Origin of the sequence: Mycobacterium hackensackense, assembly GCF_025822555.1 — a bacterium.
Classification (GTDB): Bacteria; Actinomycetota; Actinomycetes; order Mycobacteriales; family Mycobacteriaceae; genus Mycobacterium; species Mycobacterium fluoranthenivorans.
On record NZ_JACKUC010000038.1, the window covers coordinates 391,702 to 417,233 of the forward strand.

A 25,532-nucleotide genomic window follows, 5' to 3' on the forward strand; every position below is an offset into this window, starting at 1 on the left:
CGCTCTGTCAGTCAGCACGGCCGGCGTGCTATCGAATCTCGCCGGTGAGTTCGAATTCGGCCAGGGTGTCGGCGACCAGCTCCCGAAGGAGGGCCTTGGAGTTTTCGGCACCGGGCTTGTACGCCTCGACGCCGATGTTGATTTTGCCACCTACCAGCACGGAAACCACAACCAACTGGCCGCCGCTGAGTTCCAGGAAGTGCCGGGTGAGTCCCTGATCGACGCCGCGGAACACGGTGAAGTCCGCGGGGGTGCCATCCACCGAGGTCAGGGCTTCGGGCATGACACCGATATTCGAGCAGGTGACGGGCAGGTCATTGGCACCCACGATGCTGTCGGCCAACAGCCGGACGGCCTTGCGCGGTAGCAAAGGCACCAGCGGTAGCACGTCCAGGAGCGGATTGGGCGTCTCCTCGTTGGTCTTGAGCGCCTCGCGCACGGCAGCCCGCACGGCGCTCAGATCCTTGGTCACCGGGGTCGGGTCGACCTTGACGTTGGTCAGCGACATCGCGTTGGCGCGATAGTCCTTGTCACCGCGGTCGGCCTTGGCGATCATCAACGTCACGCTGCCGTCGGGGCCGCGGCGGTCCAACCGTTCGCCCAGCCGGGCCGCGAAACCCGCCAGCAGCGCGTAGGTGTTACCGCCCAGGGCGTGGGCCCGCTCCTCCCAGAGCGCGGGGTCGATCCAGACCGAGGTCCACGGCACCAGGACGGGCTCGTCGGGACCGGTGGGCTTCTTCCTCGGCGCGGGTGTGCTCCCGCCCGTATCCGCGGGGGCGTTCTTGGCGCCTTCGCGGACGAGCTTGACCAGTTTGGCCGCCGCCCGCGCCGCCTGCGGCAGCTCGCGCACGGTATCGCGCAGGTCGGCCGCGATGGCGCGCCCGGTGCGGCGGGAATACGGTGCGGGATAACCGATGTCGATCTTGTTGTCGATCACGGCCGCCCACACCGCGAGTGCGGCGCCGACGCCGTCACCCAGGCAGTGCGTGCCCACCACGCAGACCGCCGTCGAGCCGTCGTCGAGCGGCTGGACGGCGATATGCCAACCCGGGCCCTCCTCGGCGTCGACGTGGATCTGGGACCGGAAATCGATCCAGTCGTTGAGGTCCTCGCGCGGGATCGGCGTCTCGTTGACCTCCAGCGGGGACGCCGGTCCCGGTGTGGCCACCCACCGATACCGGCCGAACGGCAACGGCGAACGCTCGATGCGCCGGCCGGCCATGCCGTAACCGAAATTGCGGTGGAAGCGCCGCACGCCCTCCATGTCGACAGGGCGCTCGTAGACCCAGACACACTGGATCGTCTGCATCCGACCGGTGGCGTTCAACGACCGGACCATGCCTTCGTCGAACAGGGCCAGGCGGTTGTCCATCTGCACTCCTGGGATCTGCCGTTACTCGACCGGGCCGGACAGGCCGAATTCCGCGAGCGTGCTGATGATCACATCACGTAACCACGGCTTGGAGTTCTCCGCGCCGGGTTTGTAGGCGACGACGCTGAGCGCGATGGTGCCGTTGAGGCGCAGGGCCACCACGGTGAGCAGGCCACCGCGCTTTTCCAGCGAGTGCCGGGTGATGGTGCGGTCGACGCCGCGGAAGAACATGTATTCGGCCGGGGTACCGTCGGCCAGGGCGACGTCGGGGGGCAGCTCGCCCATGTTGGAGCACGACACCGGCATATCCGCGGAGAACCCGAACACCACATCGGCCACCGCGTGCACGGCCCGTTTGGGCACCCACGGGACCAGCGGCAGCAGCTGCAACGTCTCGTCCGGCACCTCGCGGGCCGCGGTGATGCCCGCCTTCAGTGCCGCGCGGGCGTGGGACAGGTCGGTGGTCACCTTGGTCGGGTCGACGACGATATCGGCCAGTTTCACCGCGTTGGCGCGGGTGTCGCCGAACTGCCGGTCGGCCTGCGGCACGTTGAGCGTCACCAGACCGTCCTCGACGCGGTGCCGGCCCAGGCGTTCGGACAACTTGGCGGCGAAGCCGGCCACCAGCGAATAGCTGTTTCCACCAAGGCTTTCCGCGCGCGCGTCCCACTCCGCGGTCGGGATGAACACCGAGAGCGCAGGCACCTTCACCAGGTGATCGGGACCTGTCGGCTTGGCGACCCGCACCGCGCCGGAGCGGGAGATCTCGTGGCGGCGGGCGTAGGCGAGTTTGGCGGCCGCGACCAGGGTGCGGCCCAGCTCGGGCAGTCCGCGCACCGTGACGCGTAGATCCTCGACGACGGCCTGTCGCCGGGTCCGGCTCTTCGGCGGGTTCCAGCCGTGATGCAGCCGGGCCTGGTGCGCCGCCTCCAGCAGGGCGAGCACCCCGGCGCTGCCGTCACCGGTGCAGTGCGAGGCGGTCAGCGATACCGCGGTGGAACCGTCGGTCATCGGCAGCACGCCGATATGCCAACTCGGACCGTGCTCGGGATCCAGCGGCATCGCCGTCCGCTCGTCGACCCAGTCGCTGAGTTCGGAACGCGGACGTGGCTCGGCGATCTCCAGCTCCTGCTGCGGTCCGTGCACCGTCACCCAGCGGTGCCGCCCGAACGGCAGCGGGGAGGGCTCGATGCACCGGCCCATCAGCCCGTAGCCCATGCCGTCGAAGAACTTACGCAGGCCGTCGTAGTCGATGGGATGCTCGTAGATCCAGTTGGCCTGGACCACCGACTCCGCGCCGGTGGCGCGCAGGGCCAGGAACATCACCTGATCGGTGAACGAGAGCACATCGTCTTGTCGTGCGGCGTCCGGATTGCTCGTGGCGCCCGGCGTTGTGGTGGCACGCGTCATCGCACCGTCACCTCCATGAAGAAATGCGGTCAGGCGGTCTTGAGGTCGAGATCGGCCGCATCGGTGTCGGTGAAGGATTCCACCGGAACCAGTCCGTCGATCACCCGCAGGTAGACCTCGCGCATCGACTCGACGTAGCGCAGCACCGACTCCCGGGCGATCGAGTTGTTCGGGAAGGCGACCGTCACCGTCGTCTCCTTCTCCCCCCGGTTCACCCACATGCCGACCTGGTACGCGGACCGGGGATCACTGTAGATCCGGCCGCCCAGGCTCTGGAAGTGCTCGATGACGCCCGGCAGCAGCATGCCGACGTCGATGAACGACAACATCGGGGTACCGGGATCCGGCGGACGAACCCCCTCGTCGGCCGCCAGTTCCAGGACGCGTTCGAACGGAACGTGCGCCAGATCCATCCCGCCGTCGAACGATGCCTGGGCCGCCAGCGCGGTATCCGCGAACGACGTGATGTCCACCGGGACCGCGATCGGCACCAGGCCGGTGAACCAGCCCGTGGTCATGAAGTCGAGCTGGGTGCGCCGCGTCGTGGTCGGTGTGATCACCGAGTAGGTGTCCTCACCGGTCAGGGCCGCATGCGCCAGGGCACCGCAGGCGAAGACGCCGCCGCTGAACCGCGCACCGGCCGCGGTGCACGCCTTCTCGAACTTGTCGGTCTGGTCCTGATCGAGCAGCTGCAGGGTGATGACGTCACCGGAGTGCGTCACCGACGCGTCGCCCAGCGGCAGCGAGAACCCGGGCAGCGTGCCGCCGTTGAGTTCGAGGAAGTCGATCCACCCGCGTACCTCGTCGGAATCGGTGGTCAGATCGGCGGTGTACTGGCGCTGCGCGATGCAGTACTCGGCGTAGCTGCCCGCCTCGGGAAGCTGCAACGGCGCCTCGCCGCGCACCAGCGCGTCGTACATCATGTGGATCTCGACGAACGCCAGCCCGATGAACATCGCATCGGTGTGCACGTGGTCGACGCTGATGTAGATGGTGAAATGGTCGGCCCGCTGGATGACACCGAAGTGGAAGCAGTCCCACTGCCAGGGGTCCGGGGTCGACATCACGTGGTCGCGCCATTCGGCGGCCGCCATCTCGCCGTGCTCGGTCGCCACGAACTTGATATCGCGCGGGTTGGTCACGGTGTGCCGGATGATCTCGCCGGTCTCAGGGTCTCCAGCGGAGCCGGCGAACTCGAACCAACTGTGGAACGTGTCATGCCTGCGCAGATAGGCGTTGATCACATGCGTCATCGCGCGCACATCGCACTGCCCGGGCACATCCCAGCCCGGGATGATGAGCCGGGCCATATCGGTGCCCTCGGCCAGATGCTTGCGATAGGCAAGCAGATGCTGTTCCTGCTGATAGCTGGTGGGCACATCGCTGACCGGCGCCTCTCGCACCTTCGCCAGCGACGCGCGCGACGGATGCCAAGAGATCACCACACCTGGTTCACCGATCCACTCTTGTATCGGCTTCATCGCAACCACTTATTGGTCTCCTACCTGGACGACGTCGTCGGACGGGGTGCGCATCGATGCGCTCTCCGTCCTCACGACGGGACCGATACTGGCGAGTCGGGCGCCAAAGCGCCGACGAGGCGCTCCGTCAGCGCCCGAACGGTGCTGATATCTGCTGAACCAATACGAATACCTGTTTCCGCCTCGATGCGGGTGCGTACCTCGAGAGTCCCCAGGGAATCGAGACCATATTCGGTCAGCGGGCGGTCGGGATCCACCGCACGCCGCAGAATCAAACTGACCTGCTCGACGACCATCTTGCGCATCCTGGCCGGCCACTCTTCGCGCGGCAGATCGTGCAGCTCCGCCAGGAACGCACTGCTGGTACCGCCGCTTCGCGGACCGGTTGACCGGAACGCCTCGGCGAATCGCGTGTTCTGTGCGAACGCGGTGATCCACGACGTCCCTGACAACGAAGCGTAGCCGGTGTAGGCCCGATCGTGCCGCAGCAGCCGGTCAAAGGCGTACGCACCTTCGTCGGGCCCGATGGCGGCCTCGCCGCTCTCGGATGCCAGGCCGGTGCCGGCGCCGATCTCCGCCCAGGGCCCCCACGCGATGGCCGTGGCGGGCAGGCCTTCGCTGCGCCGCCAGTGTGCGAAAGCGTCCAGCCAGCTGTTGGCCGCCGCGTACGCGCCCTGGCCGGGCGACCCGACCAGTGCCGCAGCCGACGAGAACATGCAGAACCAGTCGAGTTGCTGCTTGGCCGTCGCGGTGTGCAGATTCCAGGCGCCGTACACCTTCGGCGCCCAGTCGCGTTCGACGAGCTCGTCGGAGATGTTCAGCAGGGCGGCGTCCTCGACGACCGCTGCGCCGTGCAGCACCCCGCGCAGCGGCAGGCCGGTGGCGCAGGCGGCCACCACCAGACGGTCGGCGGTCTCCTGCTCGGCGATGTCACCGAGTGACACCTCCACCTCGGTACCGCCGCGCCGGATCCGGTCGATGATCTCCTGGGCGTGCTGCGAGGGCGCGGACCGGCCGTTGAGCACGATCCTCCCCGCTCCCGCGGCACCCAGCTTCTCGGCCAGGAACAGGCCGAGCCCACCCAGACCGCCGGTCACGATGTAGGCGCCGTCGCCGCGCAGGACCTGGGCCTCCTCCGGCGGGACCACCGCCTGGATCTGCCCGCCGTGGGGCATGTCGAGCACGAGCTTGCCGGTGTGCTCGGCCGCACCCATGACGCGGATTGCGGTGGCGCCGTCCTCCAGCGGGTAGTGCGTGGTCTCCGGCAGCGGCAGGACACCGTCGGCGATCTGCTGGTAGCAGACCTCGAGCAGGCGATGCACCGTGTCCGGGTTGGTCAGCGACAGCAACGCGAGGTCGACGGCGTAGAACGACAGGTTGCGCCGGAACGGGAAGAGACCCAACCGGGTGTCGCCGTAGATATCGCGCTTGCCGATCTCGACGAACCGGCCGCCGAACGACAGCAGCTCCAGCCCGGCCCGCTGAGCCGCGCCGGTCAGCGAGTTCAGCACGATATCCACGCCGTAGCCATCGGTGTCGCGGCGGATCTGTGCGGCGAATTCCGTGCTGCGCGAGTCGTAGACATGCTCGATGCCCATGCCGCGCAACAGTTCCCGGCGCGCTTCGCTGCCCGCGGTGGCATAGATCTCGGCACCGGCGGCCCGCGCGATGGCGATGGCGGCCTGACCGACACCACCGGTGCCGGAGTGGATCAGCACCTTGTCACCGGCGGCGATCCGGGCCAGGTCGTGCAGGCCGTACCAGGCGGTGGCGTGGGCACTCGGCACCGCCGCGGCCCGATTGGTCGGCAGGCCGGGCGGCAGTGTCACGGCCAGGTTGGCGTCGCAGGTGACGAAGGTCGCCCACGTGCCGACGGCGGAGACGCCACCGACCCGGTCGCCCACCTTGTGGCCGACCACGCCCGGGCCGACCGCGGTGACGACACCCGCGAAGTCACCGCCGAGCTTGGGCTGGCGGCCCTCGAAGCTCGGGTACCGGCCGAAGGCGATCAGCACGTCGGCGAAGTTCAGGTTCGACGCCGTCACCGCGACCTCGATCTGACCGGGCCCGGGAGCGACGCGCTCGAAGGCGGCCAGCTCGAGGGTCTCGATATCGCCGGGGGTCCGGATCTGCAGACGGAGTCCGTCGCGGGCCGGGTTCACCACCGCGGTCCGGCGCTCCTCCGGACGCAACGGCCCCGACACCAGACGGGCCGCGAACCACTTTCCGCCGCGCCACGCCGTCTCGTCCTCATCCGAGCCCGACACCAGCTGCGCCGCCACCGGGGTGGCGTCGGTGTAGTCGTCGACGTCGATCTGGGTGACCCGCAGCTGCGGGTGTTCGGTACCGATCACCCGCACCAGGCCACGCAGCCCGGCCTCGTCCAGGTTGGCGGAGTCGTCGGGCAGCACCGTCTGGGCGTTGCGCGTGACGACGTGCAGGCGCGGCGCCTGACCGGGCACCTCGGGCAGCTCCCTGGCGATGTGCACCAGGTGCCGGACGGTGTCCCCGCCGCGCACCCCGGACTGCTGATCGGTGACGCCGCGCCGCGGCGGGGTCACCACCAGCACATCGCCGAACACGTTGGAGGCCAACAGTTCACGCAGCCGCACAGCCTGGGCGTCATGGTCGGAATGCTGCGGCCACACCATCGTGGTGACGTCCACACCGTGCGCCTTGATGGCGTCGGCAAGTTTGGTGGCCAGCAGGTCCGCGGCATCCGATGTGCTGATCAGCAGCCAGCTGCCCGGATTCGCGTATTCCACCTCGGGCAGCTCCTGCTGGCCCCACTCGATGGTCAGCAAGCGCTCGTTGAAGGTGCGCTCCAACCGGCCGGTGTCCGACACACCGCTCCCCAGCCGCAGGCCGGTGACCGCGAGCAGGACGTTGCCGTCTTCGTCGAGCAGATCCAGATCCACCTCGACCGTCGCGGCCGTGACACTGGTCAGCCGGGCATGGCAGTAGTGCACATTGCGCGTCGAACCGTAGCTGCGGAGCTTGGCCACACCCATCGGCAGCAGCAGCGAACCGAAGGCGTCACCGAAGATCGCGGGATGGGCGCCGACGGCCTGGAAGCAGGCATCCAGCAGTGCGGGATGCACGCCGTAGGCGGCCTGCTGGGACCGGATCGACCCGGGCAGCGACACCTCCGCGAGCACCGAATCGTCCGGCCCGCTCTCACCGTCGTTGACGTTGACCGCCACCAGGCCCGCGAACGCCGGTCCGTACTGGATACCGCGCTGGCTGTACCAGACCCGCAGTTCGGCCCCGTCCAGCCGCTTCGGGTGAGCGGCCAGCAGTGCGTCGATGTCACGGCCGGCAGGCACCTCGGCGTCACCGGCGCGCAGCACGGCGGCCGCCCGCTGCACCTTCTCACCCTGGTGGTAGGTCTCGACCTGGAAGTCGGCCGCGCCCGGCGCGGAGACGGTGGAAGCCGCCGACACCACGGTGTGGTCTTCCAGCAGCAGCATCTCGTCGAAGCTGATGTCGTGCACCTCGGCGCCGTCGCCGAGCACCGTCGCGGCGGCCGACAGGGCCATCTCGCAGTAGGCGGCACCCGGGAGTGCGGCGACGTTGTGCACCTGGTGGTCGCCCAACCACGGCTGGGTGTCGGTGCCCACATCGGACTGCCAGGCGTGCCGCTCCGGCTCTTCCGGCAGCCGCACATGGGCGCCCAGCAGGGGGTGCACCGACAGCGTGGCACCGCCCGGGGGCAGCTCGTTCGGATCGCGCACCAGCATCAACGGACGCCGGGTCCACGTCGGTAGCGGAGCATCGACGAGGCGACCGGTCGGGTACAGCACCGAGAAGTCCACCTTGGCCCCGGCGTTGTGCAGATCGGCCACCACACCCAGCAACCCGTGCGGGAGCTCCTGCTGACGGCGGACGCTGGCCAGCGCCGCAAAGGTGATGTCCAGCGAGCGGGCCGTCTGGTCGACCGCGTGGGTCAGCAGCGGATGCGGGGACAGCTCGTTGAACACCCGATAGCCGTCCTCCAGGGCGGCCTGCACCGCCGCGGCGAAGCGCACAGTGTGGCGCAGGTTGTCCACCCAGTAGTCGGCATCCCAGTCCACCAGGTCGCGCGGGTCGTACATGGTCGCCGAGTAGTACGGGACGCTCGGGTCACCCGGGTCCAGGTCCGCGAGGGCATCGGCGAGGTCGTCGAGGATCGGGTCCACCTGCGGGGTGTGCGAGGCGACGTCCACGGCCACCTCACGTGCCATGATCTCGCGGCGTTCCCACTCGGCCACCAGCTCGAGGACGGACTCCTTGGCACCGCCGACGACGGTCGAGGTCGGCGAGGCCACCACGGCCAGGACGACATCGTTGACACCGCGGGCCTGCAGTTCGGAGAGCACCTGCTTGGCGGGCAGTTCCACCGAAGCCATCGCTCCGGTGCCGGCCACCCGGCTCATCAACTGCGAGCGGCGGCAGATGACCTTGACGGCGTCTTCCAGGGACAGCACGTCGGCCGCCACCGCGGCGGCGATCTCCCCCATCGAGTGCCCGATCACCGCACCGGGGGTCACCCCGTAGGCCTTCAGGGTGGCCACCAGGGCGACCTGTACCGCGAAGACGGTGGGCTGGACCTTGCCGATCCCGGTGACGGTCTCGGGCGCGGACATCGCCTCGGTGACCGAGAAGCCGGACTCCTCGGCGATCAAGGGCTCCAAAGCGGCGACGGTGGCCGCGAACACCGGTTCTGTGGCCAGCAGGCCGGCGCCCATGCCGGCCCACTGCGAACCCTGTCCGGAGAAGACCCAGACCGGGCCGCGGTCATCGGCCCCGACGGCGGCCTCGTAGGGCGCTCCGCCGGCGGCGACCTCACGCAGCGCGGCGATCAGCGACTCGGTGGAATCGGCCACCACCGTCGTGCGCACCGACCGGTGCGAGCGACGACGGGCCAGGGTGTAGCCGAGATCGTGCAGATCCACATCCGGGTGGGCGGCCACCCAGTCGGCCAGCCGGCCCGCGGTGCGCCGCAGTTCGTCGGCAGAGGTGGAAGACAGCGCGAAGAGAAGGGAACCCGGTGCGCCGTCGGCGGCGGGCACGTCGGCGGCCTGTGGCGCCTGCTCCAGCACGGCGTGCGCGTTGGATCCGGAGATCCCGTACGCCGACACCGCCGCCCGGCGCGGACGGCCGCCCTTGTCGGGGAACGGGGTGGTCTCGGTGGGGACGAAGAATTCGGTGCCGAGGCGTTCCATCTCCTCGGGCATCCGGGTGAAGTGCAGGTTCGGCGGAATGACGCCGTGCTGCAGCGCCAGCACGCTCTTGATCACACCCACCACGCCCGACGCGGACTGGCTGTGGCCGAAGTTCGTCTTCAACGAGCCGATCGCGATGGGTCCGGTACCGCCGTAGACGTCGGCCAGGCTCTTGAACTCGATCGGGTCGCCCACCGGCGTCCCGGTGCCGTGTGCCTCGACGAAGCCCACGGTGCCCGGGTCGATCGCGCCCGAGTCCAGTGCCGCCCGGTAGACGGCCGTCTGGGACTCGTTGGAGGGCGTCAGGATGTTGACGGTGTGACCGTCCTGGTTGGCGGCGGTGCCCCGGACGACGGCCAGGATGCGGTCGCCGTCGCGTTCGGCGTCCGACAGTCGCTTCAGCAGCAGGACGGCGCTCGCCTCGGCGAAGACGAAGCCGTCGGCGTTCTCGTCGAAGGCCCGGCACCGCCCGGTTCCGGACAGCATGCCCTGCGCGGACGCCGAGGCGTACTTGCGCGGGTCGAGGATGATGTGGGCGCCGCCGGCCAGCACCAGGTCGCTCTCGCCGATGTGCAGACTGCGCGTGGCCATGTGCAGTGCCAGCAGACCCGATGAGCATGCCGAGTCGACGGTGAACGCCGGGCCGCGCAACCCCATGTGGTAGGCCACCCGGCCGGACGCCATGGAGTAGTTGTTGTGGGTGAAGCCGTACGGCCCCTCGATGGCGTGCGCATCGGCGGCGATCAGTTGGTAGTCATTGGTCGTCAGACCCATGAACACACCGGTCAGCGATCCGTCCAGGGTCGCGGGATCGATACCGGCGTGCTCCACCGCCTCCCATGCGGTTTCCAGCAGGAGACGGTGCTGCGGATCGGCTGCGGTCGCTTCCCGGTCGCCGATGCCGAAGAAGTCGGCATCGAAGCCCGCGACATCGTCGAGGAACGCGCCCCACTTGGAGACCGAGCGCCCGGGGACCCCGACCTCGGGGTCGTAGTGCTCTTCGGCATCCCAGCGTTCGAGCGGAACAGTGGTGACGTAATCGTCGCCGCGCAGCAGCGCCTGCCACATCTGCTCGGGTGAGTCGATTCCGCCAGGCAACCGAACCGCCATACCGATGACGGCGACAGCTGTGACAGGTGTCTCAACCACGTGGTTACAACCTCTTTCGGACGGTAATTCTCAAAGACGAGCGAGCATCAGATACGGCTCTTGGACCCATGTGTGCCTCATGTGCGCCGCACTGCGCTGCCCAGATCCTTTCTCCGCCCCAGTGCCGAAACGTGTCGGTGAGTCGGTAGCGTAGCCGTCTCCGTTGACGATGACGTTAAAAACCGAGCAAATCCCCTAAGGACTCTACAGTTTCAAACGCCGCGACGCGCAGGCTACACGAGCAATATCAAGATCGCCTAGCTACTTCCGGATACGCCCGTAACCTGCGAGGAGACGCAGAAATTGACGTTTCAGTAAATGTGGCGCACGTCACTTAGCTGGGATCGACATTAGCCACGACATACTATAGCTAATAATAGCAGCTAACGTAAATTATTTGCCGCAACATGGCGAGCCGGTGACGAACGAGTGTTCACCCAGTGCGAAACGCCGTCACAGATGGCACCTAGCAGCAGAAACACGAGTAACATCCGCCCCAGGCGCGCGCCACGCCACCGACCCTTTGCACCTCGTGGTTACCTCGATCACAGCCGATGGCAACTCACCAGTAGGTAACGAATATCGAAGGGTAACGACACCCAGGAAACCTCGCGGGGTTCGGAAGTGACGTCGGCCACCGATGCCTTGGCGCACATGCGCCACCAGGTGCCTCACAGGGCCCCAGCAATACTCGGCCGCGATCTTACTGAACAGTTAGTTTCACGCCCAGGCAAAATCTGGAGCGGCCGCGCGGACGGTCTAGCCGACCGCCGAGGCAGGGCAGGAGAAAGGCGTGCCGAACTGCGGAATCGCGGCAAAACCCCGTTTGCGCGCCTGCGCGGCCGCCCGCCGGATCAACGCAGCGGTAGCCACGAATCCGGCCTGGTCGGCGACCAGCATCGGCGTCAGCAGGCGGTTGTGGACGTACCCGATGGCGAGCCCGGAAGTGGGATCGGCCCAGCCCAGTGAGCCGCCCAGGCCGACATGGCCGAATCCGGGGAGCACTCCGGGAATGGGCAGGCCGTGGTAGCCCAGATGAAAGGACATCGGCATGAGCATGGCGCCGTCGGGATGCAGGCTGGGCGGCCCGGTGAGGCCCTCCACCAACGCGGGCGACAGAAACCGCGTCCCGTCGAGTTCACCGCCATTGGCGATGGCTCCGTACACGCGGGCGAGCGCACGTGCGGTGACCACCCCGTTGGCCGACGCCATCTCACTGTCCAGCAGTGGCATGTCCCCCTGGACCATCGACCGCATCCCCGGGAAGTACATGGCACCGAAGCCGCCGGACAGGGGCAGGGCGGCGATATGCGGCGCGACCGCGTTGAAGATCGGGTTCTCCCACACACCCTGAGGCCCGATGATCCGCGCCGGCTGGGTCGGCGCTGCGGCGGGCGGACGGCCCAGATACACACCGTCGACGCCCAGCGGGGCGGCCAACTCGGAGCGGAAGAGCTCGCGCAGGCCGCTGCCGGTGGCCCCGCGGGCCAAACCGGCCAGCAGCCAGCCGTAGGTGAGTGCGTGATAGGCCGGTCGCCCGTGGAAAAGGCCCGGCCGCGCGGCTGCGACGCGCGCCTCCATCAATTCGTGGTCGAGTAGTTCGGCCTTGGTGACGGAGCCCAGCTGTGACAGCCCGGCCCGGTGCCGCATGACGTCCCGGACGGTGATCGCGGCTTTACCGTTGGCCGCGAACTCCGGCCAGTACTCGGCGACGGGCGCGTCGTAGTCGATGAGACCGCGATCGACGAGCCGGTGGATGACGGTCGAGGCCAGGCCTTTGGTGGCCGAGAACACCATCGCACCGGTGTCGGCCATCCAGGGGTGGTGACCCCGACGGTCGGACCAGCCGGTCCACACATCGACGACCGGGACCCCGTCCAGGTAGACCGACAGTGCGCCACCACCGAAGTGGCGGTGTCCGAACAATTGGCCGAAGGCCCGCACCACGCAGGCGAAGCTGGGGTCGGCGGCCCCGTGCACCCGGTCCGACAGCATCGCGCCATCGACATCGTGCAGGGGCGCCACACTGCGCCCACCGTCTGTTGCATACGTCACAGCTAACTAATTTACTCGCATGCACAGCTAACTATCGAGAGGTGTTACCTATCCGTGAGGTCGTGCATATTCCGCATCCGCCCGCGGTTTCCGGCCAGTCCCGGCCCGGGCCGGGTCGCCCCGTCGCGACATCTCGTATGGCGCGAAAAGAATTGGGGCACAACATCTTTGATTTCCCAAGCGTACACCCGTGGCCGCGACGAACGTCGGCCACTCCCCCGGCCCACCGACGGCGGACACCGGTGACGGGCGAACTCACAACGCGGATTCGGCCTTGCTCACAATTGCCCGCATTCGGATACGGGCTTCCGCGATTTGCTCGCGCGCATTGATGATCGGGCGCTCGATCGAGGTCTGCTCCGCTAGCTGAGCAGTCACATATGTCTCGACCGATTCGACAGAGGAATCCGAATCCAGCGGCACCGAGATACCGCCTGCCCGCACGGTGCGCACCGGCTTTTCCGTGGTCCAATTCGAGATCGCCACCGGGACGGCGCCCTCGGTGGCGCCGATGATCAGCGCGTGCGCGCGATCACTGGCGACGATGGCGGACTGGCGATGCAGCGCGCGCACCTGATGCTCCCACTCGGCGTGGCTCTGGTCCTCGAACAGCACGGGTTCGGTACCCGGGTGCAGCGTCTGGGCCAGCCGCACCGTGTGCTCGCGATCGCGGCGCACCTGGCTGTACACCTGGAGCGTGAGATCGTGACGGTCCGCCAAGCGGTGTAACTGCGCGATCTTGTCGCCGGTCAGCTCCCCCCGGTCCCACCGGGTGGTGACGGCCAGGAGTTTGCGCTGCGCCGGGGCGGGCCCGAGGCCGCCGAGTCGCGGATCGGCGCCCTCCCCGAACGCCCAGTCCGGCAGCACGTCACCGACCCCGAAGGAACGTCGGGTGGCGGAGTCCCGCCACGCCACCATGGCCATCGCACGGCGCGAAACCCGTTCCAGCATCGGGACGGCCACCACATCGCTGACCCGCCGAGTACCGGCTTTCGCCTGCTCACCCACCGAGGACATCCGCACCCCGGCACCGACCTGCAGCGCGGTGCCACCCCGGACTCGCGGTGCCAGCGCCATCAACAGATTGCCCGCCGCCACCATGCGCTTACCGAACTTGGGATAGACGATCTCGCCGGCCGGCAGCACGATGATGGTGCGTTTGGCGAAGACCCGGGTCGAGGCACCCCTGAGCCAGTCGATCGTCCGGTCGTACAGGACCTCGTCACCGCGCAGGCCCAGTGCGCTCAGATATCCCTCGTCATTCGACTCCCCGGGTTCGCGCCGCCCCACGTGGACGTGCAGCTCGACCCCGTCCATCTCCTGAAAACTGCGCAGCAGACCGCGCCGCAGGATGGAATCCCCGATGTTGTCGTTCTGTCCCCAGGTGGAAAGGAAGATTTGGGTCAACGCCTGGAACCTCCGAGGGATAACGACCGTGGACAGCTGCGGGTCACCATATTGCCGTGGACGTCAAACATTCGCATGCGCTTAGCCAAAGAAAGTAATCGTTGCTGGCGTCGGTAGTTCTGGCGGTGTGGGGACGTTGATCTCGGCGGCTTTAGGTTTGCTGTCCCTGCACCTGATGGTTCATTTGCCGGGACAGGCACAAATTCGTCATCACCGGCAACCGAATCCTATACCCGCAGTAGCCGATGGCGCCGACCGAGAAGCCTTGGCGGCGAACCCGAGTCAGGCCCGCGGCCCGTCGGCGGCGTCCAGAATCTCCTGCGCTGCCAGCGTCGGTGTCAGCTCGCCGTCGCGCACCCGGCGCTCGATCTCGGCACGCGATCGGCGGACCGCCGGGTGCGACAGCACGCGGTCCAGGACGGCGTCGCGCACCATCGCCCAGGTCCACTCGACCTGCTGAGCGCGGCGGCGGGCCTCGAACTCCCCCGCCTGCCTGAGCACTCTGCCGTGTTCCTCCACGGTGTCCCACAGCTGCGCCAGGCCGTCCCCGGTCAGCGCACTCATGGTGAGAACCGGCGGGCGCCAGAGCGTCTCGCGCGGATAGATGAGGCGCAGCGCGGCGGTCAGCTCGCGGGCGGCCGCGGCGGCCTCCACGGCGTGCTTGCCGTCCGCCTTGTTCACCACCACCACGTCGGCGAGCTCCAGGACACCCTTCTTGATGCCCTGCAGCTGATCACCGGTGCGTGCCAGCGTGAGGAAGACGAAGGTGTCGACCATATTGGCCACCGTCACCTCGGACTGGCCCACCCCGACCGTCTCGACCAGGATCACGTCGAACCCGGCCGCTTCCAGCAGCACGATGGTCTCCCGGGTGGCCCGGGCCACCCCGCCCAGCGTGCCCGACGTCGGCGACGGCCGGATATAGGCGTCAGGGTGCACGGCCAGCCGGGCCATCCGCGTCTTGTCCCCGAGAATCGATCCGCCGGTGCGGGTGGACGACGGGTCGACGGCCAGCACGGCGACGCGATGCCCGCGCTCGATGAGGTGCATGCCCAGCGCCTCGATGGTGGTCGACTTCCCCACCCCGGGCACACCGGTGATACCCACGCGGATGGTGGTGTCGGCCTCGGGCTGGGGGTACCTCCCGCTTGCGGGGGACAGCTCCAGCAGCAGCTGCTGCGCCTGTTCGCGGTGGTCGGTGCGGGTCGATTCGAGCAGGGTGATCGCCCGCGCGAGGGCGGCGCGATCGCCCCTGCGGATGGCCGCGGCGAGTGCTTCGGTGTCGGCTACCACTAGCTCAGCTGGTAACCCAACCGCTCGGCGAGCTTGCCGAGCAGCCCGATCGCCGCCTCGGCGATGACGGTGCCGGGCGGGAAGATCGCCGTCGCGCCCGCGGCGTACAGCTCGTCGAAGTCCCCGGGCGGGATGACCCCACCGACCACGATCATGATGTCGGGCCGGCCCACCGCGGCCAGCGCGTCACGCAGCGCGGGCACCAGCGTCAGATGCCCGGCCGCCAGCGACGACACCCCGACGACGTGCACGTCGTTGTCGGCGGCCTGCTGGGCCACCTCCTCCGGGGTGGAGAACAACGAGCCGACGTCCACGTCGAAGCCGATATCGGCGAACGCGGTGGCGATCACCTTCTGGCCGCGGTCGTGACCGTCCTGGCCCATCTTGGCGACCAGGATGCGCGGCCGGCGGCCGTCGGCCTCGGCGAACTTCTCGACCAATTCCGTTGCCGTGCTCACGTTGCCACCGTTTCCCACCTCATCGCGGTACACCCCGGCGATGGTCCGGATCTCGGCCTGGTGCCGGCCGTACACCTGCTCCAGCGCATCGGAGATCTCGCCGAGAGTGGCCTGCGCCCGGGCCGCGTTGATGGCCAGGGCCAGCAGGTTGTTGCCCAGCCCGTCCTCGCCGGCCGGCCCCTGAGCCGAGGCCGCACGGGTCAGTTCGGCCAGTGCGGATTGTGTCGCGCGCTCATCTCTTTCCGCGCGGAGTTGCTCCAGCTTGGCCAGCTGCTCGGCCCGCACCCGGCTGTTCTCCACCTTGAGGACCTCGATCTCCTGATCCTCGGCGACCTGGTACTTGTTCACCCCGATCAGGGGCTGTGCACCCGAATCGATCCGGGCCTGGGTGCGGGCGGCGGCCTCCTCGATGCGCAGCTTCGGGATGCCCTCACCGATCGCCTGCGCCATGCCGCCGTGCTCGGCGACCTCGGCGATATGCGCGCGCGCCTTCTCGGCCAGCTGGTGGGTGAGCCACTCGACGTAGTACGAGCCGCCCCACGGGTCGATCGGCCGGGTGGTGCCGGATTCCTGCTGCAGCAGCAGCTGGGTGTTGCGGGCGATGCGGGCCGAGAAGTCCGTCGGCAACGCCAGCGCCTCGTCGAGGGCGTTGGTGTGCAACGACTGGGTGTGCCCCTGGGTCGCGGCCATCGCCTCGATACACGTGCGGGCGACATTGTTGAACGGATCTTGGGCGGTCAGCGACCAGCCCGAGGTCTGCGAATGGGTGCGCAGGGAAAGGGATTTCGAGCTCTTGGGGTCGAACTGCGAGACCAGCTCGCTCCACAGCAGCCGGCCCGCGCGCAGCTTGGCGACCTCCATGAAGAAGTTCATCCCGATGCCCCAGAAGAACGACAGCCGGGGCGCGAACTTGTCGATGTCCAGGCCGGCGTCCAGGCCCGCCTTGAGGTACTCGACACCGTCGGCCAGCGTGTAGGCCAGCTCCAGGTCGGCCGTCGCCCCGGCCTCCTGGATGTGATAGCCCGAGATCGAGATGCTGTTGAACTTCGGCATCTTGGCGCTGGTGTACCCGAAGATGTCGGAGATGATCCGCATGGACGGCTTGGGCGGATAGATGTAGGTGTTGCGGACCATGAACTCTTTGAGGATGTCGTTCTGGATGGTCCCGGCCAGCTTCTCCGGCGGCACCCCCTGTTCCTCGGCCGCCACCACGTACAGCGCCAGGATCGGCAGTACGGCACCGTTCATCGTCATCGACACCGACACGGTGCCCAGATCGATGCCGTCGAAGAGCTGGCGCATGTCCAGGATCGAGTCGATCGCCACCCCGGCCATACCGACATCGCCGGCCACCCGGGGATGGTCGGAGTCGTACCCGCGGTGCGTGGCCAGGTCGAAGGCCACCGACAGGCCCTTCTGGCCGGCGGCCAGGTTGCGGCGGTAGAACGCGTTGGATTCGGCGGCGGTGGAGAATCCCGCGTACTGCCGGACGGTCCACGGCTGGTTGACGTACATGGTCGGGTACGGGCCGCGGATGAACGGCGGCTCACCCGGGAAACTGTCCAGCGGGTAGCCGGCGGCGGTCGCCGCGGCCCGGTCTTCGGCGGTGTACACCGGCTTGACCTCGATACCCTCCGGGGTTGCCCAGACGAGCTGCTCAGCGGTGTAACCATGCGCCGCGGCTGCCGCGGCGGTGAGATCGGCGACGGCTTCCGCGGTGGGTACGGCCGGGGCGCCGTCACCGTGCAGGGGTACGTCGGCGAAGCTCTCGATTCCGGTGGAAGTCGTCATCTCAGGCCCCCAATCGGGTGAGCAGGTTCGAAAGGGCTTCGACCGCATCGATTTTCGCGGTCAGATAATCGTCCGGCTTGGCTGCCGCCTCGGCGACCGCCTTCTCCGGTCCGGCGAGATAGATCCGGGTCAGACCGGCCGCGCGGGCAGCCGCCACCACGTCGGAGGCGTCGGTGCCGTACCGGGCATCGGTACCGCAGAGCACGGCGGTGGTGAGTCCGGCCGCCGCAGCAGCCACTCCGGCGGCGTCGACAGTGCCGGGGTTGACCGCCTCGATGCCACCGGAGGCCAGCAGGTTGGCGGCGAAGGTGGTGCGGATGTTGTGCTCGGCGAGTGGGCCCAATGGGAGGAGCAGCACCTGTGGCCGAGCGCCGTGCGCACGCAGGTAGGCATCCGAGCGATCGCGCAGCGCCTCGAAGCCGGCGGCGTAGCGCACCACCGAATCATCCGGATCATGTTCGGGCAGAGGAGCTTCCGCGAGATTCGGGAACTCGTTGACACCGGTGAGCGCCTTGCGGCGGTGCGCGATGTCGGCGGCCCTGCGGTCCCGGACGTCGGCGATCTGGCCGACCAGGTGATCCCGGGCCGCGACGAATCCGCCCCGGCTCTCGATGTCCTGGAAATGCGCCCAGGCCTGTTCGGCCAGGCTCGCGGTGAGGTCTTCGACGAACCAGGAACCACCGGCGGGATCGAGCACCCGGCCCAGGTGCGACTCCTCCAGCAGCAGCAGCTGGGTGTTGCGCGCCATCCGGCGGGAGAAGCTGGTCTTGGTGCCGGCGAGTCCGCCGGGGATCGCGGAGTCGAACGTCTGCACCAGCACGGTGTCCGCACCCCCGACACCGGCGGCGAACGCGGCGACCGTGGTGCGCAACATGTTCGTCCACGGGTCGCGCTGGGACATCATCGGCGACGAGGTGACCGCGTGGAGGGTGGCATCACCGCAGTCGGCCGCCCCGACCACCTCAGCGACCCGGGCCCACAGGGTCCGGGCGGCCCGCAGTTTCGCAATCGTCAGGAACTGGTCGTCGTCCGCGGCGAACCGGAAGCTGAGCTGCGCGACGGCCTCGGTGGCCGGCATCCCGGCCTCGGTGAGGGCACGCAGGTAGGCCACACCGGCCGCGATGGCGCCGGCCAGCTCCCAGGACGCGCTGGCGCCCAGGTTGTGCAGGGCCGGTCCGTCGACGGTGATCGCCCGGACCCCGCCCCGGTACTCGGCGGCCTTGGCCGCCGTCGCGATGACCTCGTCGAGGGTGGCCGACGGGGCGCCGGTCAACGCTGCGGTCAACGGGTCGGCGCCGAAGTCGATCGACAACCTGGCGCGCTGCTCGTCGTCGAAGCCCGATACGAGGGCCAGCACCGCGGCGGCCGCGGCGGCGTACTCGGCGCCGGCGTCCAGGATCACCGGCACCAGGTCCAGGAACACGCCTTCGAGCAGGCGATCCAGTTCGGCGGCACCGACCCGCAGCACCAGCGCGCTCACCCCGTCGGTGAGCGCACCCAGTACCGCCCCGTTGCCCTCGGCCGCGGTGGCCTGCCCGGGCAGCGGGAACACTTCGGCGACCTTCCAGCCGGCCCGCACATCGCGCAGCGCGTCGCCGCCCCGGGTGAACGGCCACTGGCCCGGCAGCGGAGCCTCGGCACGGCCGTCCAGGCTGGTGTAGAGGGGACGAACCGGGAATCCCTCGTAAGTGGGCGAGTCGAGCAGACGTTCGGGCTCGGCGGGCAGCTCCGCAGGATCCTTGCGGCTGCTCTTCGCCAGCACACCGGCCACTCCGGAGCGCCAGCGCGCGCGATCCGATTCAATGACGCTCGAGGACACTCGCGGCTCCTGGGGTTATCGCGGGTTGGGATGAAGCTCGGGGCAGCCTGTCTGACCTAGTGAGACTAGCCAGCTGTGACCGGCCGCTTTCACCTGAGGCTAAATGATCGGTATCACGGCAGGGTACGGCGGGCAAAGGCTACTGATCAGTAGCGTCATCGGCGGCACCGTGCGGCGCCCCGTAGGCTTGGCAGACGTGAAACCCGCAGGCAGCCCGTTCCGTACGGTCTGGGCCGCAGTGACGTCGGCAGCGACGCAGCTACCCCGTCGGCGGGTACTGGTCATCGCGGCCACGATTGTGATTCTCGTCGCACTGGCCGTGCTGGTCCCGCTGCCGACTGCCGTTCAGCTCCGCGACTGGGCGACCTCGGCCGGTCCGTGGTTCCCGTTGGCGTTCTTCGCCGCACATGTGGTGGTGACGGTGTTCCCCTTTCCCCGCACCGCGTTCACGCTCGCGGCCGGCCTGCTCTTCGGCCCGTGGCTGGGCGTGGCCATCGCGGTGGTGGCGAGCACGCTGAGCGCGGTGCTGGCCGTGGTGCTGGTACGCGCGGTGGGATGGCAGCTGAACCGGTTGGTCACGCATCCCCGGATGGCCACCCTGGACGCCAGGTTGCGCGAACGCGGCTGGGTGTCGGTGCTGTCGATGCGGATGATTCCAGCCGTGCCGTTCTCGGTGCTCAACTACGCAGCCGGCGTCTCCGCCGTGCGACTGACGCCGTACACGCTGGCCACGATCGTCGGGCTGGCGCCGGGAACCGCCGCGATCGTGATCCTCGGCGACGCCCTGACCGGAAACATCAGCCCGCTGCTGTTCCTGGTGTCACTGTGTACCGCCAGCCTCGGTATCGGCGGACTGGTCTACGAGATCCGGGCGCATCGGCACCACCACCACCGATCACAGGATCCCGACGGCCATCCGGCCGAGGCGCAGCAGAACTAGGCGGCGCGGTCGAAGGCGGTCGACACGGACCGCAGCGGCACCACCGCGGCCGTGCGGGTACGCGCGGTGCGCGTGTGCAAGGCGATGAACGAGCCCGAACGGACCACCCCGAGCGGGCCCGGACCCGCGAACCGCGAGATCCCCGAGGCCTGAAGCACGAAGTTCGCCTTCGCCTGCCGGTAGCCGATCCGCACGCCGAGCACGCTCACCACCAGCAGACCACCCACACCGGGTAGCGCCAGCGCGGCGAGTGCGGCGATGGACACCGGCACGAGCAGCTTGCTCACGGCACGCTCCAGGACCGAGGCCATCGAGCCGGCCGAGGTGGCCCCGTGCAGCGCCACCGGCGTGGCCGGCGCCAGGTCCTGGCTGAGCCCGGCCGAGACGGTACCCGCGAAGGTGGGCGCCGGTGCAGCGGGCCCGGCGGGGGCCGCGACCGTGGTATCGGCGGGCGCCGGTGCCAGCAGCGCGGGCAGCAGGTCGATGGGCGACACGGCGGCGGGTGCGGTGACCGCGGGCAGCCGGACGCCGCCGGCGACGGTGGTGGTGACCGGGTCCGTCGGGGTCGGGAACCCGAGCAGCGTCGTGAGATCGCTGGGGATCTCGGTGATGGTGGTGACCGAATTGCCCAACGACGTCAGCACGGACTGCACCGTCTTCAACACATCGCCGACCGGGTCGGTGGACTTGGGGAGCGCGGCGAGCAGCGCGGGCAGCGCATCGACGGCGTCCTTGACCGAGTTGGCCGCGGAGTGCACGGATCCGGACACCGATTCCGCGATCGGGATCACCGGCGGCGGCTTCAGTTTGGGGATGGTCAGGGCCGCCGCCGTGGACGCTGTGGACGCCGCGGTCGTCGGGGTGGTCGTCGACGACGTGGTGGACGACGACGGCGTGGTGTCGGTGGCGGCAGGTGTGGTGGCCGCGGTCGGGTCCGGCGTCGTCGGGTCCGGTTCGGCCGCCGTCGAGGGTGTCGTCGGGCTCACCGTCGAGCCGGCCGTACCGGATTCGCTGGACTGCTGCGGCGAGCGCGGCTTGGGGAAGATGGTGACCTTCGGACCCGGCTGCTTGCCGCCCGCCACGCCCAGGGCGCCAGTGAAGTCACGGACCGTGGTCCGCACCCTGTCCTGCAGGACGCCGGCAATACCGCCGACCGGCCGTGGGGTCTTGGTGGTCGAGTTCGCCGAACCGGCACCGGTGCCGGTCTGCGAGGCACCGGTACTCGTGCCGGTCTGCGAGGACGTGCCGCCGCCGTCACTGCCGGTATCGGCGACCGCCACCGCCGCACCGTTGAGGAAAAGAGTGGCCGACAACGCACACACGCCCACAACACCGCGCATACGCGTCATGACATGCCACCCCTGTTTCGCCGGTCGCCGAATACCGGCCACTATCTGCTTGACCCTAAACAGCAATCATAAGATATGTCACCGCGGGCAAATTATCGATGCGTTCAGCAAAATCTCGGTGAACCCACATAGATCGGTCACCCCTCCGTGACCGGGCCGGGATCGGCCCCGCGAGCCCCTGCTCCGGCCGCCGAACCGCCCCGCATGGTCTTTGCCCGGTCGCCCAGCCGATCCGGGTATGCCGCTACGCGCGGTGTGACCCGCCGGGGAACTGGCCGGGGAACTGCTGGGTGGGACCGTCGACCGCGGCGGCCGGCGGGGTGGGCGGCAACGACGCCGGAGGCGGGTTGCTGCCCAGCGGCGGGGTGCTCGACCGGGCCTCGGCCTCAGCCTTCGCGACGGCCCGGGCGATCTCCGGATCGGTCTGGGTGTCGAACCAGTCGGCCACCTCGGCCGCATCGTCCTCGTCCGATTTGGCCGGGCGGTCGTCCACCGGCGACGGCGTGTAGCGGAACACGCCGTCCTCGCCCGGGGCGCCCAGCAGTTTGGTGAATCCCTGCAGTGCCGCACCGAAGTCGCTGGGCACCAGCCACACCTTGTTCGCTTCGCCCTTGGCCATCTGCGGCAGGGTCTGCAGGTACTGGTAGGCCAGCATCTCCGGGGTGGGACGGCCGTTCTTGATCGCCGCGAACGTCTTCTCGATGGCCTTGGCCTGGCCCTGCGCCTGCAGGTAGGCCGCGGCACGCTCACCTTGGGCCCGCAGCATCCGGGATTGCCGGTCCGCCTCCGCCGCCAGGATCGCGGCCTGTTTGGCACCTTCGGCCGACAGGATCTGGGCCTGCTTCTGGCCCTCGGCCGCCTTGATCGCCGATTCCCGGCTGCCTTCGGCCATCAGGATCATGGCGCGCTTCTCGCGGTCGGCGCGCATCTGCTTTTCCATCGACTCCTGGATCGACGGCGGCGGATCGATACTGCGCAGTTCGACGCGGGCGACCCGCAGACCCCAGCGGCCGGTGGCCTCGTCGAGCACCCCGCGCAGCTGCCCGTTGATGGAGTCGCGTGAGGTCAGGGTCTGCTCCAGCGTCATACCGCCGACCACGTTGCGCAGTGTGGTGGTGGTGAGCTGCTCGACACCGACGATGTAGTTGCTGATCTGGTAGACCGCGGCCTGCGGATTGGTCACCTGGAAATACACGACGGTGTCGATGTTCACCGTGAGGTTGTCCTCGGTGATCACCGGCTGCGGCGGGAAGGACACCACCCGTTCACGCAGGTCCACCCTGGCCCGGATCTTGTCGACGAACGGCAGCAGCAGGGTCAGCTGACCGGACACCGTCTTGCTGTAACGGCCCAGTCGCTCGATCACCGCGGCCTCGGCCTGCGGTATCAGCGCCACCGATTTGGCCACCACGACAATGGCGAACAGCACCAGCACGGCCAACAGCACGAGGCCGGCAACAGCACCCTCCATGGCAGATCCCTTCCCGAGCTCAGATGGACTTGTAGACGACGGCGGTCGCGCCGTCGATGTGCATGACGGTGACGTGCTCGCCGGGTTCGAAGACATCGTTGTCGTTCAACGGCCTGGCCGTCCAGACCTCGCCGTCGAGTTTGATCTGGCCTTCATGACGAGCCACCGTGTCGAGCACGAGTGCGCTCCTGCCTTCGAGCGCCTTCACCGGCTCCGGCAGCCCGGTCCCCGCGGTGAATCGGCGCCGAAGCGCGGGCCGCACCAGCACGACCAGCAGCACCGACACCACGAGGAATACCGCACCATCGGCCCAGATCGGCCAGTCGAAGAGATAGCTGGTACCCGTCGCGGCCAGCGCGCCGCCGCTGAGCATGAGCAGGAAGAAATCACCCGTCAACGCTTCCGCGCCGGCAAGGGCCAGTGCCGCGACCAGCCAGATCAATGCGGGCATACCCCGAAGCCTAGCGTTTTCCGACCCGGGCGCGGGCAATCCGGACGTATGCCCGATGGGCAATTACACTGCGAGCATCATGTGGTGTCCGAGTGCTTCGCTGTCCGTCTGGGTGAACTCCTGGCTTGCCGGGGTCGCCGCGCCCGATGACGTCTTGGATGCGTTATCCCAGTGGGCGCCAAAGCATTCGGTGACCGCATACGACTCGGTCGCCGCCGGCTCCACCGGCCTGCCCTGGCCGGACCTGTTCCACTCCGGCACCATGTCGCTGCTGCAGACGATGCGCACCGCGGCCGGCCCGCCGGCCGGAAGCCCGGCACTGACACTGGTGCTGCCCGTCCCCGGTGACGTCCGCGGGCTGCCCGCGGGCACCCAGTTCCAGCGCGACGCCATCACCGTCGGGGAGGCGATCATCATCGGCCGCGATCCGGCCAACGGGGTCGGACTGGTGCCCGAGTTCGACTACGAGGACCTCGACGACCCGGACTTCGAACCCGATCCGATTTCCCTTGCCTGGACGGTGTACTCGGTGCCCGCGGCGGCCCAGAGCGACCACGCCGACCTGGGTGACGCCGAGTACTCCCTGCGCTCGGCGGTGCGCTCGGCCGCCGATGCGCTCGGTGCGTTGCGCGCCGGCGCGACCGCCGCCGATGTGGACGACCCCAGGGGCATGGTGGAACAACTGCTCGAGGCCACCCGTCTGCACCGCGCACCCACACACGCCCCCGAACGTGCACTGCGCGTGCTGGAGAACGCCGCGCACGTCGACGCCATCATCACCGTCAGCTCCGGGCTGATGCCCATCGGGCTGCAGACGTCCTCGGAGATGCAGATCGCCAGTGACACCCTGCGGCCGCTGGCCTCGGTGGTGCGCACGGCACGGCTGGCAGCCGTCCGCACGATCCTGGACTCGGCCTGGCAGGGCTGAGACTCAGAGATCCCGCGGGCAGGTCAGCGCACACGGTATCCCGTTGACGCTGAATCCATGGCCCGGGGCCGGATCCGGGCCCACGACGCGCACCGGCTCGCGGCCGTCGCGCAGCTCGGCCATCAGCTCGACGGCCAGCCGGGCGTACCGGGGATCGGCGTTGGGGGTGGCCGCCCTGGTCAGTTCGACGCCCAGCTCGTCGGTCACCTCGCGCAGCTCGGAGTCCAGATCCCACACCACCTCGATATGGTCGGCGACGAAGCCGATCGGGCATACCGTGACCGCGGTGACCCCACGTTGAGCCAGCGCCCGGACATGGTCGGCGACATCGGGTTCCAGCCACGGCACCTGCGGCGGCCCGGACCGCGACTGCCACACCAAGTCGTAGTCGGCGACGCCTGCCGCGGCCGCCACCAGGCCCGCCGCGTAGGCGACCTGACGGCTGTAGAGCAGCGGGCCGTACCGTTGGTCGGCGGCGATCGGAATCGAGTGCGCGGTGAAGACCAGCCGCGACCCCGGCGACGCGGATGCCAGTGCCGCCGCGACGTATTCGGCGTACATCTCGATGAACAGCGGGTGGTCGAAGTACTGCCGCAGCTTCACCAGTTCCGGTGCGCGCTCCCCCGCCGCGGCCCGACCCCGGGCGATGTCCTCGACATACTGCCGGCAGCTGGAGTAGCCGCCCCAGGCCGAGGTGGTGAACACCGCGGCCCGGCTCACCCCGTCATCGCGCATGGCCGCGACGGTGTCCTCGACATAGGGCTCCCAGTTGCGGTTGCCGAAATACACGGGCAGGCCCGGTAGTTGGAGCCGCAGTTGTTCGATCAGCGCGCGGTTGATGCCGTTGATCGGCGACACTCCCCCGAAATGCAGGTAGTGCTCGGCGACCGACGCCAGCCGCTCACGCGGGATTCCGCGCCCTCGGGTGACGTTCTCCAGGAACGGCATGACCTG

At 68.8% G+C, this 25,532-nt stretch carries 15 protein-coding genes; 2 read left to right on the forward strand and 13 right to left on the reverse strand.

Translation table 11 applies throughout. From position 1 onward, the window contains the following. Positions 1 to 28 precede the first annotated feature (28 nt). The 9 genes from H7J86_RS30605 to mutA form a co-directional block, all read right to left on the reverse strand. Positions 29 to 1,372, reverse strand: coding sequence for a WS/DGAT/MGAT family O-acyltransferase (locus H7J86_RS30605; protein ID WP_267295562.1), 1,344 nt, complete (start codon positions 1,370 to 1,372; stop codon positions 29 to 31). 21 nt (positions 1,373 to 1,393) lie between these two features. Then, on the reverse strand, positions 1,394 to 2,782 hold the full coding sequence (locus H7J86_RS30610; RefSeq protein ID WP_187095393.1) for a hypothetical protein: 1,389 nt from the start codon (positions 2,780 to 2,782) through the stop codon (positions 1,394 to 1,396). Positions 2,783 to 2,811: 29 nt separating this feature from the next. Then, entirely contained in the window at positions 2,812 to 4,272 is a 1,461-nt protein-coding gene (locus tag H7J86_RS30615) for a condensation domain-containing protein (RefSeq protein ID WP_170847255.1), read from the reverse strand. 62 nt (positions 4,273 to 4,334) lie between these two features. Next, complete coding sequence (pks2, locus tag H7J86_RS30620; protein ID WP_267295564.1) at positions 4,335 to 10,616, reverse strand: sulfolipid-1 biosynthesis phthioceranic/hydroxyphthioceranic acid synthase; 6,282 nt, start codon at positions 10,614 to 10,616, stop codon at positions 4,335 to 4,337. Positions 10,617 to 11,375: 759 nt separating this feature from the next. Then, complete coding sequence (lipL, locus tag H7J86_RS30625) at positions 11,376 to 12,671, reverse strand: esterase/beta-lactamase LipL (RefSeq protein ID WP_372517355.1); 1,296 nt, start codon at positions 12,669 to 12,671, stop codon at positions 11,376 to 11,378. Positions 12,672 to 12,926: 255 nt separating this feature from the next. Then, positions 12,927 to 14,078 carry a hypothetical protein gene (locus H7J86_RS30630; protein ID WP_090357965.1) on the reverse strand — a complete coding sequence of 384 codons (1,152 nt, stop codon included), beginning with the start codon at positions 14,076 to 14,078 and terminating at the stop codon, positions 12,927 to 12,929. A gap of 282 nt (positions 14,079 to 14,360) precedes the next feature. Beyond that, on the reverse strand, positions 14,361 to 15,371 hold the full coding sequence (gene meaB / locus H7J86_RS30635; RefSeq protein WP_267295566.1) for a methylmalonyl Co-A mutase-associated GTPase MeaB: 1,011 nt from the start codon (positions 15,369 to 15,371) through the stop codon (positions 14,361 to 14,363). Then, complete coding sequence (gene scpA, locus H7J86_RS30640) at positions 15,371 to 17,620, reverse strand: methylmalonyl-CoA mutase (RefSeq protein ID WP_090357969.1); 2,250 nt, start codon at positions 17,618 to 17,620, stop codon at positions 15,371 to 15,373. The genes meaB and scpA overlap by 1 nt, the downstream gene beginning before the upstream one ends. A gap of 1 nt (position 17,621) precedes the next feature. Continuing rightward, a complete protein-coding gene (gene mutA, locus H7J86_RS30645; protein WP_267295568.1) occupies positions 17,622 to 19,439 on the reverse strand; it encodes a methylmalonyl-CoA mutase small subunit in 1,818 nt (605 codons plus the stop codon). Between the two features lie 196 nt (positions 19,440 to 19,635). Between mutA and H7J86_RS30650 the strand changes: the two genes are divergently transcribed. Continuing rightward, the gene (locus tag H7J86_RS30650) at positions 19,636 to 20,379 is read left to right on the forward strand and encodes a TVP38/TMEM64 family protein (protein ID WP_267295570.1); all 744 of its coding nucleotides are present in this window, start codon (positions 19,636 to 19,638) and stop codon (positions 20,377 to 20,379) included. Here H7J86_RS30650 and H7J86_RS30655 read toward each other — a convergent pair. From H7J86_RS30655 to H7J86_RS30665, 3 genes are all read right to left on the reverse strand, one after another. After that, positions 20,376 to 21,728, reverse strand: a complete 1,353-nt coding sequence (locus H7J86_RS30655; protein WP_267295571.1) for a hypothetical protein — start codon at positions 21,726 to 21,728, stop codon at positions 20,376 to 20,378. The genes H7J86_RS30650 and H7J86_RS30655 overlap by 4 nt on opposite strands. 244 nt (positions 21,729 to 21,972) lie before the next feature. Then, the gene (locus tag H7J86_RS30660) at positions 21,973 to 23,199 is read right to left on the reverse strand and encodes an SPFH domain-containing protein (RefSeq protein WP_090357974.1); all 1,227 of its coding nucleotides are present in this window, start codon (positions 23,197 to 23,199) and stop codon (positions 21,973 to 21,975) included. A 19-nt stretch (positions 23,200 to 23,218) separates the two neighbouring features. Then, complete coding sequence (locus H7J86_RS30665; protein WP_090357976.1) at positions 23,219 to 23,650, reverse strand: NfeD family protein; 432 nt, start codon at positions 23,648 to 23,650, stop codon at positions 23,219 to 23,221. Between the two features lie 79 nt (positions 23,651 to 23,729). Between H7J86_RS30665 and H7J86_RS30670 the strand changes: the two genes are divergently transcribed. Then, positions 23,730 to 24,578: an Rv1486c family protein gene (locus H7J86_RS30670; RefSeq protein WP_090357979.1), complete on the forward strand. Its 849-nt coding sequence runs from the start codon at positions 23,730 to 23,732 to the stop codon at positions 24,576 to 24,578. Between the two features lie 3 nt (positions 24,579 to 24,581). Here the strand turns inward: H7J86_RS30670 and H7J86_RS30675 are convergent, their stop codons facing one another. Then, the gene (locus tag H7J86_RS30675; RefSeq protein WP_235632878.1) at positions 24,582 to 25,526 is read right to left on the reverse strand and encodes a ferrochelatase; all 945 of its coding nucleotides are present in this window, start codon (positions 25,524 to 25,526) and stop codon (positions 24,582 to 24,584) included. Positions 25,527 to 25,532 lie beyond the last annotated feature (6 nt).